17 protein-coding genes are annotated in these 14,276 nt (G+C 69.9%); 14 read left to right on the forward strand and 3 right to left on the reverse strand.

Annotated elements, in window-relative coordinates; all coding sequences use genetic code 11:
• The first annotated feature begins 136 nt into the window (after positions 1-136).
• From GTY58_RS25020 to GTY58_RS25045, 7 genes are all read left to right on the forward strand, one after another.
• Positions 137-667, forward strand: coding sequence for a TetR/AcrR family transcriptional regulator (locus GTY58_RS25020; protein ID WP_042493526.1), 531 nt, complete (start codon positions 137-139; stop codon positions 665-667).
• 398 nt (positions 668-1,065) lie between these two features.
• Positions 1,066-1,482: an ATP-binding protein gene (locus tag GTY58_RS39785; protein WP_037647977.1), complete on the forward strand. Its 417-nt coding sequence runs from the start codon at positions 1,066-1,068 to the stop codon at positions 1,480-1,482.
• Between the two features lie 162 nt (positions 1,483-1,644).
• Positions 1,645-2,247: a DUF5994 family protein gene (locus tag GTY58_RS25030; RefSeq protein ID WP_010986207.1), complete on the forward strand. Its 603-nt coding sequence runs from the start codon at positions 1,645-1,647 to the stop codon at positions 2,245-2,247.
• A 6-nt stretch (positions 2,248-2,253) separates the two neighbouring features.
• Positions 2,254-2,493 (forward strand): hypothetical protein, encoded by a 240-nt coding sequence (locus GTY58_RS39790; RefSeq protein ID WP_010986208.1) that lies wholly within the window; start codon positions 2,254-2,256, stop codon positions 2,491-2,493.
• Positions 2,456-2,923, forward strand: a complete 468-nt coding sequence (locus tag GTY58_RS25035) for a DUF5994 family protein (RefSeq protein ID WP_010986209.1) — start codon at positions 2,456-2,458, stop codon at positions 2,921-2,923. The genes GTY58_RS39790 and GTY58_RS25035 overlap by 38 nt, the downstream gene beginning before the upstream one ends.
• Positions 2,924-3,289: 366 nt before the next feature.
• The gene (locus GTY58_RS25040; protein WP_010986210.1) at positions 3,290-3,667 is read left to right on the forward strand and encodes an STAS domain-containing protein; all 378 of its coding nucleotides are present in this window, start codon (positions 3,290-3,292) and stop codon (positions 3,665-3,667) included.
• Positions 3,668-3,711: 44 nt separating this feature from the next.
• Entirely contained in the window at positions 3,712-4,374 is a 663-nt protein-coding gene (locus tag GTY58_RS25045) for a hypothetical protein (protein ID WP_242432180.1), read from the forward strand.
• 102 nt (positions 4,375-4,476) lie between these two features.
• On the opposite strand, the gene GTY58_RS25050 is transcribed toward GTY58_RS25045, so the two are convergent.
• On the reverse strand, positions 4,477-5,295 hold the full coding sequence (locus GTY58_RS25050; protein WP_037647974.1) for an SAM-dependent methyltransferase: 819 nt from the start codon (positions 5,293-5,295) through the stop codon (positions 4,477-4,479).
• A 93-nt stretch (positions 5,296-5,388) separates the two neighbouring features.
• On the reverse strand, positions 5,389-6,288 hold the full coding sequence (locus GTY58_RS25055; RefSeq protein WP_037647971.1) for a LysR family transcriptional regulator: 900 nt from the start codon (positions 6,286-6,288) through the stop codon (positions 5,389-5,391).
• Between the two features lie 79 nt (positions 6,289-6,367).
• Between GTY58_RS25055 and GTY58_RS25060 the strand changes: the two genes are divergently transcribed.
• Together GTY58_RS25060 and GTY58_RS25065 are read left to right on the forward strand one after the other, a co-directional pair.
• Positions 6,368-7,369, forward strand: a complete 1,002-nt coding sequence (locus GTY58_RS25060) for an EamA family transporter (RefSeq protein WP_010986214.1) — start codon at positions 6,368-6,370, stop codon at positions 7,367-7,369.
• Between the two features lie 23 nt (positions 7,370-7,392).
• Entirely contained in the window at positions 7,393-8,061 is a 669-nt protein-coding gene (locus GTY58_RS25065) for an NAD(P)H-binding protein (RefSeq protein WP_010986215.1), read from the forward strand.
• Positions 8,062-8,129: 68 nt separating this feature from the next.
• Here GTY58_RS25065 and GTY58_RS40870 read toward each other — a convergent pair whose 3' ends face one another.
• Positions 8,130-8,567, reverse strand: coding sequence for a hypothetical protein (locus GTY58_RS40870; protein WP_010986216.1), 438 nt, complete (start codon positions 8,565-8,567; stop codon positions 8,130-8,132).
• Between the two features lie 760 nt (positions 8,568-9,327).
• Here GTY58_RS40870 and hemL point away from each other — a divergent pair.
• The 5 genes from hemL (at position 9,328) to GTY58_RS25095 (ending at position 14,274) form a co-directional block, all read left to right on the forward strand.
• Complete coding sequence (hemL, locus tag GTY58_RS25075; RefSeq protein ID WP_010986218.1) at positions 9,328-10,644, forward strand: glutamate-1-semialdehyde 2,1-aminomutase; 1,317 nt, start codon at positions 9,328-9,330, stop codon at positions 10,642-10,644.
• The gene (locus GTY58_RS25080) at positions 10,641-11,333 is read left to right on the forward strand and encodes a histidine phosphatase family protein (protein ID WP_010986219.1); all 693 of its coding nucleotides are present in this window, start codon (positions 10,641-10,643) and stop codon (positions 11,331-11,333) included. The genes hemL and GTY58_RS25080 overlap by 4 nt, the downstream gene beginning before the upstream one ends.
• Positions 11,334-11,508: 175 nt before the next feature.
• Positions 11,509-12,786 carry a hypothetical protein gene (locus GTY58_RS25085; RefSeq protein ID WP_010986220.1) on the forward strand — a complete coding sequence of 426 codons (1,278 nt, stop codon included), beginning with the start codon at positions 11,509-11,511 and terminating at the stop codon, positions 12,784-12,786.
• A 66-nt stretch (positions 12,787-12,852) separates the two neighbouring features.
• On the forward strand, positions 12,853-13,485 hold the full coding sequence (locus tag GTY58_RS25090) for a TlpA disulfide reductase family protein (protein ID WP_010986221.1): 633 nt from the start codon (positions 12,853-12,855) through the stop codon (positions 13,483-13,485).
• Positions 13,486-13,491: 6 nt separating this feature from the next.
• The gene (locus GTY58_RS25095; protein WP_010986222.1) at positions 13,492-14,274 is read left to right on the forward strand and encodes a cytochrome c biogenesis protein CcdA; all 783 of its coding nucleotides are present in this window, start codon (positions 13,492-13,494) and stop codon (positions 14,272-14,274) included.
• The last annotated feature ends 2 nt before the right edge of the window (positions 14,275-14,276 follow it).

The following is a 14,276-nucleotide window of genomic DNA, read 5'->3' on the forward strand; positions in this document are numbered from 1 at the left end:
GTTAGTTGGCTGACTAACTCCGTGGGGCAAGACGCTAGCACGGCCGGGTGGGCGGCTGTCTATAGTTAGTCGGGTGACTGACTCAGTGAATTCCCGAAGTCCTCGGGCGAAGGACGCCGGCAAACGGCAGCGGCTCATGGCCGCCGCCGCCCGGATCCTGCACGAGCAGGGCGTGGAGCGCACGACCATCGCCGACATCGCCCGCGCCGCCGACGTCCCGGCCGGAAACGTGTACTACTACTTCAAGACCAAGGACGAGTTGGTCGAGGCGGCCCTCTCCCAGCACACCGAGTACCTGAAGGAACTCACGGGCCGGCTCGACCGGCTTCCGGACCCGCGCGAACGCCTCAAGGGCCTCGTCACGGCCTGGGTCGGCGCGCGTGACGTCGCGGCCCGCTACGGCTGCCCCACGGGCACCCTCGCCGTCGAACTCGACAAACGCGCCGAGGGCGGTCTCGATCTCTCGGTCGGCCAGGTCATCCGGCAGCTGCTGGAGTGGGTGGAACAGCAGTACCGCCAGATCGGGGTGCCCGAACCCGACGGGCACGCGCTGGCGCTCGTCGGCGCCTACCAGGGCATGTCGCTGCTCTCCAACGCTCTGCGCGACCCGGAGGTCATGACCCGCGAGGGAGCCCGCCTCCTTCGTGAACTCGACAGCCTGGCGTGACGCCGGCCCGACTCCGGGCCGTGCCGCGGCCGGGTGTGCGCGGTCCGAACGGTGCCGCCATCGATGATCCCGGGTCAATTTCGTTGACCACGAAGCGACTTCCCTTCCTCACGGCCCGAACGGTAAACGCTCGGTCACCTTTTGAGCGTAAGCCCGAGTGACACCTCTCGTATACGGAAAGTCATGACTCGCACACGCTGTGGGTTGGCCGCTACGACGAAGGGGCTGCGATGGACGCCACCGTGCCGAGGACGACGACGAGTACGCCACCAGGCGGGCCGAAACCCGGGCCGAAACCCGGGCCGAAACCCGGGCCGAAACCCGGGACGGCATCGAGGGCACCGGCGGAGCCGCCCGCGGAGGAGGACGACCTTCCCGCTGGTGCGGTCGAAAGCCGCGTGTTCTCCGCCCAGTTCACGTCGTCACCCCGAGGCGCACGGCTCGCCCGGCATCTCACGGCGCTCTGCATGACCGACTGGGGCTACCCGCCGTCATCGGACACGTCCGGCGTGGCCGCACTGCTGGTCGCCGAGCTGGCCGCCAACGCCGTACGGCACGGCCGGGCGCCCGGCCGGGACTTTCACCTCCGTATCGCCCTCGACGTGCGAACGCGGCTGATCCGCATCGAAGTGGCGGACGCTTCCGCGCGACAGCCCCGGTTCGGCTCGCAGACCGTCGCCCGGCCGGAGGACGAGTCCGGGCGCGGCCTGCTCCTCGTGGCGGTGCTCGCCGCGCGCTGGGGAACGGAACCCCGCACGCCCACCGGCAAGACGGTGTGGGCCGAAGTCGTTGCGGACGCGCCGGAAGCCGGATAGCTCCTTTCGGTGACCGCCGTCGCGGAACGGTCCGTTCGGCTCGGCCGAAGAGTACGCTGAAGGTACCGAGGATATTCCGCGCACCGGCTTCCACGCCTCTGTCGTTTTCGGCGATCGATTACACCGGGCCGGTTCCGGCCGGCCCGGGGCAGGGTTCGCGTCATGACTGCGACCGTTTCCTACCCGCCGCCGACACTCGAAGACCGGACCTCGTCCTCGTACTCCTCGTATCTCCGCCTGTCGCTGGCTCCCGTCGGTCCCGCACCGGCTCTGCTGGACGGCGCCTGGTGGCCCCGTTCCCGCGATCTCGACGCGGAACTTCCCGCGTTGACGGCCGTGCTCGATCCGCTGTGGGGGCGCATCACCCGGGTCACGGTGAATCCCACCTACTGGCCGGTCTTCCCGCGCAAGGTGCCCGTCGCCGGGCATGTGGTGAAGGTGGGCTGGTTCCTGGCCGAACAGGACCCGCACGAGCTGATGCTGCTCTCGTACCAAGTGGGCCGCTGGGACCTCCTGGTGATCCCACCGCGGACGCCTCCCGCCTCGGCCGCCTGGCTGATGGCCGCCGCGAGCGACCCCCTGGGCACATCGACCGCGAGCCGGTTGATGGAGGAGGCGGCACGCCTGCGGACGGTGGCCGAGACCGACCGGGCCGTGGAAGCGGTCTGGGACTCCGAAGGAGGGCATGAGGCGCGCGATCCGGCCTCACGTCCCCGCATTCCGGCAGTCGCCGCCGCGATACCGGGTCAGCCGAAGTGGATGTGAGCGGCCATGGAGATCTTTGTGAACGTGCTCGTGCTCCTGGCGATGATCGCCCTGGGCGTGCTCCTGATCCACCTGCTCAACTCGCAGCACGACGACCGCATCGCCGCCTTCCACTACGCGGACCGCTTCGCCGCCTTCCACCAGGCCCGCTCCCGGCCGACCGGCCCGGGGACCGGCGCCGCACCCGGAAGCGAGAGGGGTGAGCCCGATGCTCCCCGTGAGGCTGCTGGCAGACACCGGCAGTGAGCCGGTGCTCCCCGGCACCGCGGTGCTGCGGATGGAGACGACACCCAAGCGCACGGGGACGTTCGACGGCGCGTGGTGGCCACATTCCCGCGACCTCGCGAGCCAACTGACCGGCCTGCTCACCGCGTTGACCGCCCGGCTCGGTCCCCTCGCCCGCGTCGGCCTCGACGCGAGCGCCTGGGACGAGAGGCCGGGCCATCTGGTCGTCGAGGGGCATACGGTGCGCATCGACTGGTCCGCCGTCGAGGACAACACCATGATCATCACCCGGGGCGACCAGGACCACTTCCTGTTCCTGGTGATCCCTCCGCAGGCGGCTCCCGCGTCCGCACGCGCCGCGATGACCATGGCGGTACGGGACGACAACGACGCGTCGGCCGAACGGATCCTCACCGCGACCGGCGTCACCCCAATCGGCTCCTCCGACTAGGCCGGGATCTTCCCGTGCCCCGCGATCGGCTCTTCCGACTAGGCCGGGATCTTCCCGTGCCCCGCGCTCCCCGTGAAGGGCGGCCGGGCGTGGACAGGGAGCGGGCGCGAAGGGCCGGTTTCGGCCGTCGCGCCCGCCCGGCCCGCGGACTACGCTGCTGAACAGGACGTCCCAGACCCCGGCGGCACACCACCACTTGGACACGATGCCCGCCGAGGCGGACCTTCCGTCCGATCGCCCGGCGCATCCCCGGAAAACGGTCCGGCGACCGCGTCCACCAACTCGGGCTGCCGGACCGGCCGTTCACTCTGTCACCGCGCAGACCCGCACCTCTGCCGGTCGACGCGACGTCCGAACCGAGGAGCCATGGCCCTTCCCCAGCTGAACGTCCACCGGCACGACCGGAACACTCATGCTCTGCTCACCCTTGCGGGAGAGATCGACCTGACCACGGCGCCGTTGGTGCGCGCGGCGCTGACCGAGTGCCTGCGCGACGGCATCCGCACCGTCGACGTCGACCTCACGGCGATCACTTTCTGCGACGGCAGCGGGCTCAACGCCTTCCTCACGGCGTACCAGATCGCCCACGAGGCCGGAACGACGGTCCAACTGCACCATCCGCCTCCGCCCACGGCTCGCGTCATAGAGATCACCGGCTCCGGCTTCCTGCTGCACGAGCTCCACGCCCTCCCTCGGACACCCGCCGCGCGTCGGGTTCCCGCTGCCTCGGGCGGTGCGCTGTGACGGCCCCGCCCCGGCGGGAGCCGCAGCCGCCGGGAGGCGGAAGCGTGCCTTCCCCCAGGGACGCGACGGTGCGCCTGCGCCGGCTGAACCGCTGGCAGGCCGAGACCCTGCGGGAGGACCTGGCCGATCTGTACGTGGAGTCCTTCCAGGCGCGGCCCGGCGAGGAGTACCGGGGCCGGGAGGCGTTTCTGCGACGGCTCACCGGCGACATCCGGCGGCCCGGGTTCGCGCTGCTGATCGCGGAGGACACGGCCTTCGCCGGGTGCGCCTACGGATTCCCCGTACGACGCGAGGGCACATGGTGGCGGGGATTCGACGGCCCCCTCCCGCGGAGCGTCGAACAGCTCACCGCGTCCGGACATGTCTTCGCGATCACCGAGATCGTGGTGCACCCGCACGCACAGGACCCGGACCTCGCCCGCCGACTCCAGGAACGGCTGATCACCGACCACCACGCCTCGCTCGGCGCCACGATGGTGGATCAAGCCGACGCCGCGACCTGCGACGCCTTCCTGTCGTGGGGATGGCGGGACATCGGGGCGGTCCGTCGACCGCCGGACCCGGTGACGCGTCGTCCATCGGACCCAGCCGTCCGCCGGCCGGCGGACCCCGCCGCGCTACGGGTGCTGGTCCTGCCCCTCGGACCGCGCACGGCTACCCGCCCCGACGGGCTCGCTCACGAAAACCGCACCCAACGGCCCGACTGACGAACAACGGCCGGCCGGCCCGGATCACGCGCCGGCGACCGAGCAGGCGGCCAGGCGCGGGCCGCAGCCGTCCTGACGCCACGGACAAGAGCCGTCGGCCGGTCAGCTGTTCCTGCGGGCCACTCCGCCGTAGATGCCGATCGGTGGGGCGTCGAGCTTCGGCGGTTCGTCGGGTTGCCAGTCCGGGACCGGGACCAGGCCCGGGTCGACCAGGGTGAAGTCGCCGAAGAAGTCCAGGACCCGGGCGTGGGGGCGGAGGTTCAAGGTGGCGGTAGCGGCGTTGTAGACGGACGCCGCGTCCTCGCGCCGGTCCTCGTGGACGTCGCCCGTGGCGTGCGACAGGACGAGGTAGGAGCCGGTGGGCAGCGCGTCGCGGAGGGTGGCGACGATGCCGTCCGGGTCCTCCGCGTCGGCGATGAAGTGCACGACGGCGACCAGCAGCAGCGCCACCGGCTGGTCGAAGTCGATGGTCTTGCGCACCTCGGGGTGGTCGAGAAGGGCCCGGGGATCACGCAGGTCGGCCAGGATGACGGAGGTGTCGGTGGCGTCGTCCATGAGGGCCATCGAGTGGGCGCTGACGATCGGATCGTTGTCGACGTAGACGACGCGGGTCTCGGGAGCGATGGCGTGCGCGATCTGGTGCACGTTGGGCTCCGTGGGCAGGCCCGTGCCCACGTCGAGGATCTGTCGGACGCCGCCCTCCGCGACGACGTGCCGGACGGCGCGGTGCATGAAGCGCCGGTTGGCGCGGACGCCCGCCCGCACCTCCGGGGCCACCTTGATGAACTGCTCGGCGGCCTCCCGGTCGACCTCGTAGTTGTCCTTCCCGCCGAGGAAGTAGTCGTACATCCGGGCCGGGTGAGGCTTGCTCGTGTCGATCTTCAATGGCTGGGCGCCGCTGCCGCTGAGGGGAGAGGTCATGATGCCTGGCTCCGTCCTGGACTCGTACCCCGCCACCGGATGAACCGTGGTGAGTGACTGTCAGAACATCATCCTTGAAGTCGCTGTCGTGGGTCAGGACACTGTGGACGGCGGTCTGACGCCGAGGACGTCGAGCATCGCCCGGGTGGCGGGGCTGGGGTTGAATCGGCTCCACGCCAGATACTCGATGCGATGCGGCCCGTCGACCACCGGGACCAGCGCCAGTTCGGGGTCGTCGGCGGCCAGCGGTCGGATGAACGCCGACGGCAGCAGCGCGATGCCGAGCCCGCGCGTGATCAACCGGGTGATCAGCTCGACGACACCGGCCTCGTACGCGACGTCGCGGACCAGGCCCGCAGCGGCGAACGCCTGATCGGACTGGGCCCGGGCGGGTGTCCCGGCCACGAAGTCCACGTACGTCTCCTCGGCGATCTCGCGCAGCGTGACCTGGGAGACACCCGCGAGCCGGTGCCCGGCCGGCACCACCAGTACGTGCTCGTCGTGATCGAGAACAACGGTTTCCACACCGGGTGGCCGTTCGCCCTCCGGCAACCCGAGGAAGGCGATGTCCAGTTCGCCGTTCCGGATCGCCGCCACCAGTTCGTCGCTGCGCCCGGAACGGAGCAGGACATGGACGTCCGGGTGCTGGGCGCGGTACCGCTGCAGCAACTCGGGTACGTCAACGGCAGCCGTGGTCACGATCACGCCGACGGCGAGCCGGCCGCGTACCACGCCGGTCGCGGCCGCAGCATCGGCAACGGCGCGGTCGGCAGCGGCCAGGCACTCGCGCGCGCCGACGAGAAACGCCGCTCCGGCGCTGGTCAGCTCGACGCGGCGGCTGGATCGGGCGAACAGCTTGACCCCGAGCTCCCGTTCCAGGCCGGCGATCCGGTGACTGAGTGACGACTGCACCACGGAGCAGCGCTCCGCGGCGCGGGTGAAGTTGCGGGTTTCGGCGACGGCGACGACGTATCGCATCTGCTGGAGATCCACGCGGCCATCGTTCTGATTCATGGCTGCGATGACAAGCATGCTTTGGAAACATGATGGGTCGCTGCCGAGACTTCGGCACATGCATTCCTCGACCGAGCGGTCACCGGGCTCGCTGCGGACCTCGTACGCGCAGCAGGTGGCGACCGTCGCACTGACCGCACTCGCTCCCGCGTCCTGGGGCACCACGTACGCCGTGACCACGGAACTGTTACCGCCGGGGCATCCGCTGTTCGCCGGGTTGATGCGCGCCTTGCCCGCTGGGCTGCTCGGCCTGGCGATCACCCGCGTGCCCCCGCGCGGGGACTGGTGGTGGAAGGCCGCAGTCCTCGGCGTGCTCAACATCGGCGCCTTGTTCCCCTTGTTGTTCCTGGCGGCCGAACGACTCCCCGGCGGTGTCGCCGCCACCCTCAGCGCCACGCAGCCGCTGCTGGTCGCCGGGCTGGCCATCGCGGTGCTCCGGGACCGGCCGACGGCCTGGCGGTGGACCTGGGGTGCGATCGGCGTGATCGGCGTGGGACTCGTCGTGCTCGGGCCACAGGCCCGGCTGGACGGCGTCGGGGTGCTCGTCGGCCTCGGTGGTACGGCCGCCATGGTCGGTGGGGTCGTCCTCACCAAGCGCTGGGGCCGTCCCGCGGAGGTCGGGCCACTGACCCTGGCCGGCTGGCAACTGACGGCCGGCGGCCTGCTGCTGCTCCCGCTCACCCTCGCGATCGAGGGAGTGCCGCAGCGGATCGACGCCGGAGCGGTCGGCGGCTACCTGTGGCTCGGCAGCATGGGTGGGCTGATCGCGTACACGCTGTGGTTCCGCGGGATCGGAAAGCTGCCGGTCGGCGTGTCCGCACCGCTGGTGCTGCTGTCTCCGCTGGTCGCGACCCTGGTCGGCATCGTGCTGGGCGAGTCGCTGGGCCTGCCGCAGACCCTTGGTTTCGTCCTCGCCCTGGCCGCCTTGCTCGCCACGCAGCTCAATGCCCCGAACGTCTTCGGCCGCATCGCGCGCGGCGGCCCGGCAGAAGACCCCATTCCAGACCGCATTCCAGACCCCAGTCGAGAAGACCAGATTCGAGGAGGACGGATTCGATGAGTACAGGTTCGATGAGGGCGGGCATGACGATCGCTGTGCTCGGCGCCACCGGGATGGTCGGCAGCCGGGTGATCACCGAGGCCGGTGCCCGCGGACACCGGGTGCTTGCTCTGTCCCGGAAGCCTGCGAGCGAGGACCCGAACGTGACGCTGATCGCGGCCGATGCGAACGACCCGTCAGCCGTACGCGAGGCGCTCGCCGGCGTCGCCTCGAACCGCGCCGCGGACGCCGTCGTGCTGACCGTGCGGACCCATCCGGTCGACCAGGAGTTCTTGATCGGCGCCACCCGTACGGTGCTGGACATCGCCGCACAACTCGGGATTCGCGTCCTCGTGGTCGGCGGCGCCGGCGCATTGCGCAGCCCGGACGACCACGATCTGCTGGTCGCCGACAACCCGACGTATGTGCCCGCCGAATGGAAGACCACAGCCGCCGCCGGGATCGCTCAGTTGCGGGCCTGCCAGGCCCATGCCGATGCCGACTGGGTCTACCTGAGCCCGCCGGCCCTGCTCGAGCCCGGTGAACGAACCGGCCGCTATCGGCGCGGCACCGACACCTTGCTCACCAGCGCAGACGGCCGATCGTGGATCAGCGCCGAGGACCTGGCCGTCGCCGTGGTCGACGAACTCGAGACCCCCGGCCGCGAACGTCTCATCACGGTCGCCCACCGCGACGAACCCCCGTCAGCGTGAGCCGGTGAACGGGCACTGCCGAGGGCGGGGCCCGAAATCCCCGCCCACACCGTGAACCCCAGGTCAGGTCAGGGCCACACCAAGCAGTACGGCTGATGCCCCGCCTCATGCAGGCGATGCGAGAAGTCCTGCCACTCGTGCAGCAGCTGGTACACGTTGAACGCGTCCCGTGGGCCGCCCCGGTCCGGCACCGTCGACCAGATGAACGCCGCGGCGCCCACCGCCTCCTCGCCGATGCCGCGCAGTGGGTCCACGACCGTCATGGGGAGTTTGACCACCGCGTAGTCGGGGTGCAGGACGACCAGCTCCAGTGGGGGCACCTTGCTCAGGGGGACGCCCTCGATGCCGGTGAGGACCATCGCGGCCATCGTCTCCGGCTTGATCTTCGTGAACATGCCGTTCATGCCGAGCTCGTCCCCGCCGAGCTCCTCGGGGCGCATCGAGATCGGGACGCGGGCCGCGGTCGCGCCGTCGGGCGCGCCGAAGTATTTGTACGTCACCCCCACCCGACCACCATTCCCGCTCCCTGCCCCGAGCCGGTCAACCCTGCGGTCCCTATAGTCCATACCGTCGATACGGGCCGTGCGGTCGATCCGCTCAGGCTCACCGCGCGAACTCTGGAATCCCGGAGCGCCCGGCAATCCCAAAGATCCCAAAGATCCCTGTGAACCCGCAGCTCCCAGCGGTCCTGTCGCTCCCGAAGGTCCCTGCGGGTCCGCAGCTCCGGAAGGCCCGAAGAGTCCGGAAGGTCCCTGTGACCCCGGAGTGGCTCCCGACGGTCCGGAAGGCCCCTGCGGTCCCGGAGCGGCTCCCGAAGGTCCCGAAGGTCCTTGTGATCCCGGAGGCCCGGAAGGCCCCGAAGGTGCGGAAGATCCCTGCGGTCCCGGAGTTCCGGAAGGGCCGGAAGGCCCCTGCGGTCCCGGAGCGGCTCCCGAAGGTCCGGAAGATCCCTGCGGTCCCGAAGCGCCGGCGGGTCCCGAAGATCCCGACGAACCCGAGGATCCCGACGAGCCCTGTGCCTGACGTCTCTCGGCCGCTTCCTCCGCGTCGCGCCGGTGCCTTCCCCGCCGGGCACGCCGAGGACCGAGGTCATCGGTCCCCTCGCCCAGTCCGCCACCGCGATGCATATCTCCACCCGACTGCTGTTCTGGGACGCGTGGCCCCCGCCGCGCAACCCGATCATCGTGTCAGTGACCTCCCCCACGGCGTCCCGCCGAAACGTGCGGTGAAACACCTGTCCGCGGGATCTTGGCGGCCTCTGACACCATGGCTTGTGTGAGCTATCCGTACGAAGCCCCAGTTTCGCAGACTCTTTTCGAGCGCGCGGCGGCCGTCACGCCCGGCGGCGTGAACTCTCCGGTGCGCGCCTTCCGCGCCGTGGGCGGTACGCCCCGGTTCATGGTGTCCGGTAACGGTCCATACCTGACCGATGCCGACGGCCGTACATATGTCGACCTTGTTTGTTCGTGGGGGCCGATGATCCTCGGCCATTCCCACCCCGAGGTCATCGCCGCCGTCCAGGAGGCCGTCGCGCGCGGCACCTCCTTCGGTACGCCCGGTGAGGGCGAGGTGGCGCTCGCCGAGGAGATCGTCGCCCGCGTCGAGCCTGTCGAGCAGGTGCGGCTCGTGTCCAGCGGGACCGAGGCGACCATGTCCGCCATCCGGCTCGCCCGCGGCTTCACCCGGCGGGCGAAGGTGATCAAGTTCGCCGGGTGCTACCACGGGCACGTCGACTCGCTCCTGGCCGCGGCCGGCAGCGGACTGGCGACGTTCGCGCTGCCCGACACCCCGGGCGTCACCGGCGCCCAGGCCGGCGACACCATCGTCCTCCCCTACAACGACCTCGATGCCGTGCGCGAGGCCTTCCGTGCCCACCCGGGCGAGATCGCCTGCGTCATCACCGAGGCCTCGCCCGGCAACATGGGCGTCGTCCCGCCGGCGCCCGGGTTCAACCAGGGGCTCAAGGACGCGTGCGCCGAGAACGGCGCGCTGTACATCTCCGACGAGGTCATGACCGGCTTCCGGACCAGCAAGGCCGGCTGGTACGGCGTCGACGGCGTCCGGCCCGACCTCATGACCTTCGGCAAGGTCATGGGCGGTGGCTTCCCCGCCGCCGCCTTCGGTGGCCGGCGGGACGTCATGGCGCACCTCGCGCCCGCCGGGCCCGTCTACCAGGCCGGCACCCTCTCCGGTAACCCCGTGGCGACCGCCGCCGGGCTCGCCCAGCTGCGACTCCTCGACGACGCGGCCTACGCGAAGGTCGACGCCGTGTCGGCCGAGATCCGTACGCTCGTCACGGACGCGCTCACCAAGGAAGGCGTCGCCCACCGGCTGCAGAACGCCTCCAACATGTTCTCCGTCTTCTTCACCGACCGACCCGTGAACAACTACGAGGACGCCAAGGGCCAGGAGTCCTTCCGGTTCACCGCGTTCTTCCACTCGCTGCTGGCGCAGGGCGTCTATCTGCCGCCGTCGTCCTTCGAGTCATGGTTCGTCTCCACCGCCCACGACGAGCAGGCCGTCCAGCGGATCGCCGACGCCCTGCCCGCCGCCGCCCGTGCCGCCGCGGAGGCCACCGCATGAGCATCCCCTCGTCCGACCAGGACATCACCGTCGTCCACGTCATGCGGCACGGCGAAGTCGCCAACCCGGACGGGGTCCTGTACGGGCGCCTGGCCGGCTACCACCTCTCCGAGCTCGGGCGGCAGATGGCCGACCGGGTCGCCGAGCACCTCGCCTCACGTGACGTGACCCACGTCGTGGCGTCCCCGCTGGAGCGGGCGCAGGAGACGGCCACCCCGATCGCCAAGGCGCACGGTCTCGACCTCGCCGTCGACGAGCGGCTGATCGAGGCGGAGAACGTGTTCCAGGGCAAGACCTTCGGCGTGGGCGACGGCGCGCTGCGGCGGCCCGAGAACTGGAAGCACCTCACCAACCCCTTCAAGCCGTCCTGGGGCGAGCCGTACGTGGAACAGGTCGTACGGATGATGGGGGCGCTGGACGCGGCCAAGGACGCCGCCCGCGGTCATGAGGCCGTGTGCGTCAGCCATCAGCTGCCGATCTGGACCCTGCGCAGCTTCGTGGAGAAGCGGCGGCTGTGGCACGACCCGCGCAAGCGGCAGTGCACGCTGGCGTCGCTGACGACCTTCACGTACCAGGGCGACAGGATCGTGTCCGTCGGCTACAGCGAGCCCGCCCGGGAACTCGTACCGGCTCATCTCCTCGCGGGCGCCAAGCCGGTGAAGGGGAAGGACAAGGCGTTCGGGGCGTGATAACACGTACGTCCCGCATCAAGGCGTACGCCTCGCCATAAGACGTATTCAGTCACGGCATCCACACTCATCTTCACAAAAACACGTAAATATAAGTGCGATTGACGGAACCCCCGTCTTCGTCGCGCCCTCTCAACGAGTGACCACCGAGAGGGCGCGATGAGATGGGGACGCAATGCGGGACATCAGCCGGCGGGGACTGATCGGGCTCGGAGCGGGGGCCGCCGCGGCGATGGGACTGGCTGCCTGCGGTACCCAGGAGCAGGACGGCGGGAGCCACTCCGGCGGTTCCGGCAAGGGGAAGCCGGGTAAGCCCGAACACACCGCACGTCCCCTCGGTGACGGTTCCACCTCGAACACCGGCAAGCAGCCGCGCCAGCCGGGAAAGCCGGTTCCGCTGGAGCCCGGCCAGACCCCGCCGCAGTTCGTGATCTTTTCCTGGGACGGCGCCGGAGAAGTCGGCAATGGTCTGTTCCCGCGTTTTCTGGAGCTTGCGAAGGAACACGACGCGCATATGACGTTCTTCCTCTCGGGGATCTATCTCCTCCCCGAGTCGAAAAAGCGCCTCTATCGTCCGCCGAACAATGCGCCGGGCGCCTCCGACATCGGTTATCTGACGGACGACCACATCAAGGCGACCCTGAAGAACGTCCGCCAGGCCTGGCTCGACGGCCACGAGATCGGCACGCACTTCAACGGCCACTTCTGCTCCGGCTACGGCACGGTCGCCAACTGGACGCCCAAGCAGTGGCGCAGCGAGATCGACCAGGCGAAGTCGTTCGTGAAGGAGTGGCGCACCAACACCGGGTGGACCGACCTGGCGCCGCTCCCGTTCGACTACGACAAGGAGCTGATCGGCGGCCGTACGCCCTGTCTCCTCGGCCAGAACAACCTGCTGCCGACCGCCCGCGACCTGGGCTGGCGCTACGACGCGTCCTCGCCCGGCGGCCGTCAGCGCTGGCCGGAGAAGAAGGCGGGCGTGTGGGACCTGCCGCTTCAGGCGATCCCGTTCCCCGGGCACACCTTCGAGGTGCTCTCGATGGACTACAACATCCTCGCCAACCAGTCGATCAACTCGACCAAGGCGCCGTCCTACAACTACCCGGGCTGGCGCACCCAGGCGACCAACTCCTACATAGCCGGATTCAAGCGGGCATACGAGACAAACCGCGCACCCTTCTTCATAGGCAACCACTTCGAGGAGTGGAACGGCGGCATCTACATGGACGCCGTCGAGCGGGCCTTCAAATACATCGCGCGGGAGAAGGAGAAGGGCGGCGACGTACGCCTCGTCTCCTTCCGGCAGTTCGTGGACTGGATGGACGTACAGCCGCCCGAGGTGCTGGCCAAGCTCCGGTCCCTGGACGTGGGGCAGCAACCGGCCGGTGGCTGGAAGGCGTTCCTCGGCGAGGCCGGCAAGGGCTCTTCCGCGGGGGCCGGAAACGCCGCCTGAAATGCGGGTTTCCGCCCGCAAGGGGGGTGGGCAAGATCCCCGGAACGGACATGCGAAACTTTTCACATGAGTGCCGCCTGCCGCGTCCACCAGCGCCTGAACCGCACGAACCGCACCCGTAGCCGCGCCGCCCTGCTGAGCGCGGGGGCGGCCGTCGCCGCCCTCGTCCTGTCCGCGTGCAGTTCCGGGGGCACGCACGGGGGAGGGGGCGACACCAACTTCGTCGCCGGCAAGGACGGCATCTCCACCGTCGCCAAGGGCAGCCGGGTCGACGCCCCCGACCTGTCCGGCAAGACGGTCGACGGCAAGCAGCTCGACGTCGCCGACTACAAGGGCAAGGTCGTCGTCCTCAACGTGTGGGGCTCCTGGTGCCCGCCGTGCCGGGCCGAGGCGCCGAACTTCGTCAAGGTCGCCAAGGACACCGCGGCGCAGGGCGTGCAGTTCGTCGGCCTCAACACCCGTGACCCCGGCACCGCTCCGGCCAAGGCGTTCGAGAAGGAGCAGGGGATCACGTACCCCAGCCTGTACGATCCGACGGGCAAGCTGATGCTCCGCTTCAAGAAGGGCACGCTCAACCCGCAGACGATCCCCTCCACGCTCGTCATCGACCGGGACGGGAAGATCGCGGCCCGGACGCTCCAGGCTCTCACCGAAGAGAAGCTGCGCGAGATGCTCGATCCGATCCTCGCGGAGAAGTGACCCGACGTGTCCCTTCTCGTCGCGTCCACGGACCTCGCCGCGGTGGCCGACAAGAACGCCACGGTCTACAGCGGGGCCCTGCTGCTCGCTCTGCCGGTCGCCGTGCTCGGCGGCCTCGTCTCCTTCTTCTCGCCGTGCGTGCTGCCGCTCGTACCCGGCTATCTGTCGTACGTCACCGGGGTCACCGGTACCGATCTGGCGGAGGCCAGACGGGGGCGGATGGTCGCGGGCGCCAGCCTGTTCGTGCTCGGGTTCACCGCCGTGTTCGTCTCCGGCGGGGCGCTGTTCGGGTACTTCGGGACGACCCTGCACGAGTACCAGGACACGCTCAGCAAGGTCCTCGGCGTGCTGATGATCGCGATGGGCGTGTTCTTCATGGGGCTGATGCCCTGGCTCACGCAGCGCGAGTTCCGCTTCCACAAGCGGCCGGTGACCGGCCTGGTGGGCGCCCCCGTTCTCGGCGCGCTCTTCGGCATCGGCTGGACGCCGTGCCTGGGCCCGACACTCACCTCCGTCATCTCTCTCTCCATGGAGCAGGCGAGCGCGGGCCGCGGGGCCATACTGACCGTCGCGTACTGCGTCGGTCTGGGCGTGCCCTTCGTCTTCGCCGCCGTCGCCTTCCGCAAGGCGCTCGGTGCCTTCGACTGGGTCAAGCGCCACTACGCGTGGGTGATGCGCATCGGCGGCGGCATGATGATCGTGACCGGCCTGCTGCTGCTGACGGGTGCGTGGGACAGCATCGTGCAGCAGATGCAGACCTGGTCCGACGGCTTCACGGTAGGGATCTGATC

The sequence above is a fragment of the Streptomyces sp. SID5469 genome, assembly GCF_009862865.1.
GTDB classification, from domain to species: domain Bacteria; phylum Actinomycetota; class Actinomycetes; order Streptomycetales; family Streptomycetaceae; genus Streptomyces; species Streptomyces avermitilis.

Coding starts and splice junctions, on each gene's coding strand:
- GTY58_RS39790 (WP_010986208.1), top strand. CDS start 2,254: ATGGAGATCTTTGTGAACGTGCTCGTGCTCCTGGCGATGATCGCCCTG.
- GTY58_RS25050 (WP_037647974.1), bottom strand. CDS start 5,295: ATGACCTCTCCCCTCAGCGGCAGCGGCGCCCAGCCATTGAAGATCGAC.
- GTY58_RS25060 (WP_010986214.1), top strand. CDS start 6,368: ATGCATTCCTCGACCGAGCGGTCACCGGGCTCGCTGCGGACCTCGTAC.
- GTY58_RS25090 (WP_010986221.1), top strand. CDS start 12,853: ATGAGTGCCGCCTGCCGCGTCCACCAGCGCCTGAACCGCACGAACCGC.
- GTY58_RS25085 (WP_010986220.1), top strand. CDS start 11,509: ATGCGGGACATCAGCCGGCGGGGACTGATCGGGCTCGGAGCGGGGGCC.
- GTY58_RS25065 (WP_010986215.1), top strand. CDS start 7,393: ATGACGATCGCTGTGCTCGGCGCCACCGGGATGGTCGGCAGCCGGGTG.
- GTY58_RS25040 (WP_010986210.1), top strand. CDS start 3,290: ATGGCCCTTCCCCAGCTGAACGTCCACCGGCACGACCGGAACACTCAT.
- GTY58_RS25035 (WP_010986209.1), top strand. CDS start 2,456: ATGCTCCCCGTGAGGCTGCTGGCAGACACCGGCAGTGAGCCGGTGCTC.
- GTY58_RS25080 (WP_010986219.1), top strand. CDS start 10,641: ATGAGCATCCCCTCGTCCGACCAGGACATCACCGTCGTCCACGTCATG.
- hemL (WP_010986218.1), top strand. CDS start 9,328: ATGGCTTGTGTGAGCTATCCGTACGAAGCCCCAGTTTCGCAGACTCTT.
- GTY58_RS25030 (WP_010986207.1), top strand. CDS start 1,645: ATGACTGCGACCGTTTCCTACCCGCCGCCGACACTCGAAGACCGGACC.
- GTY58_RS25020 (WP_042493526.1), top strand. CDS start 137: ATGGCCGCCGCCGCCCGGATCCTGCACGAGCAGGGCGTGGAGCGCACG.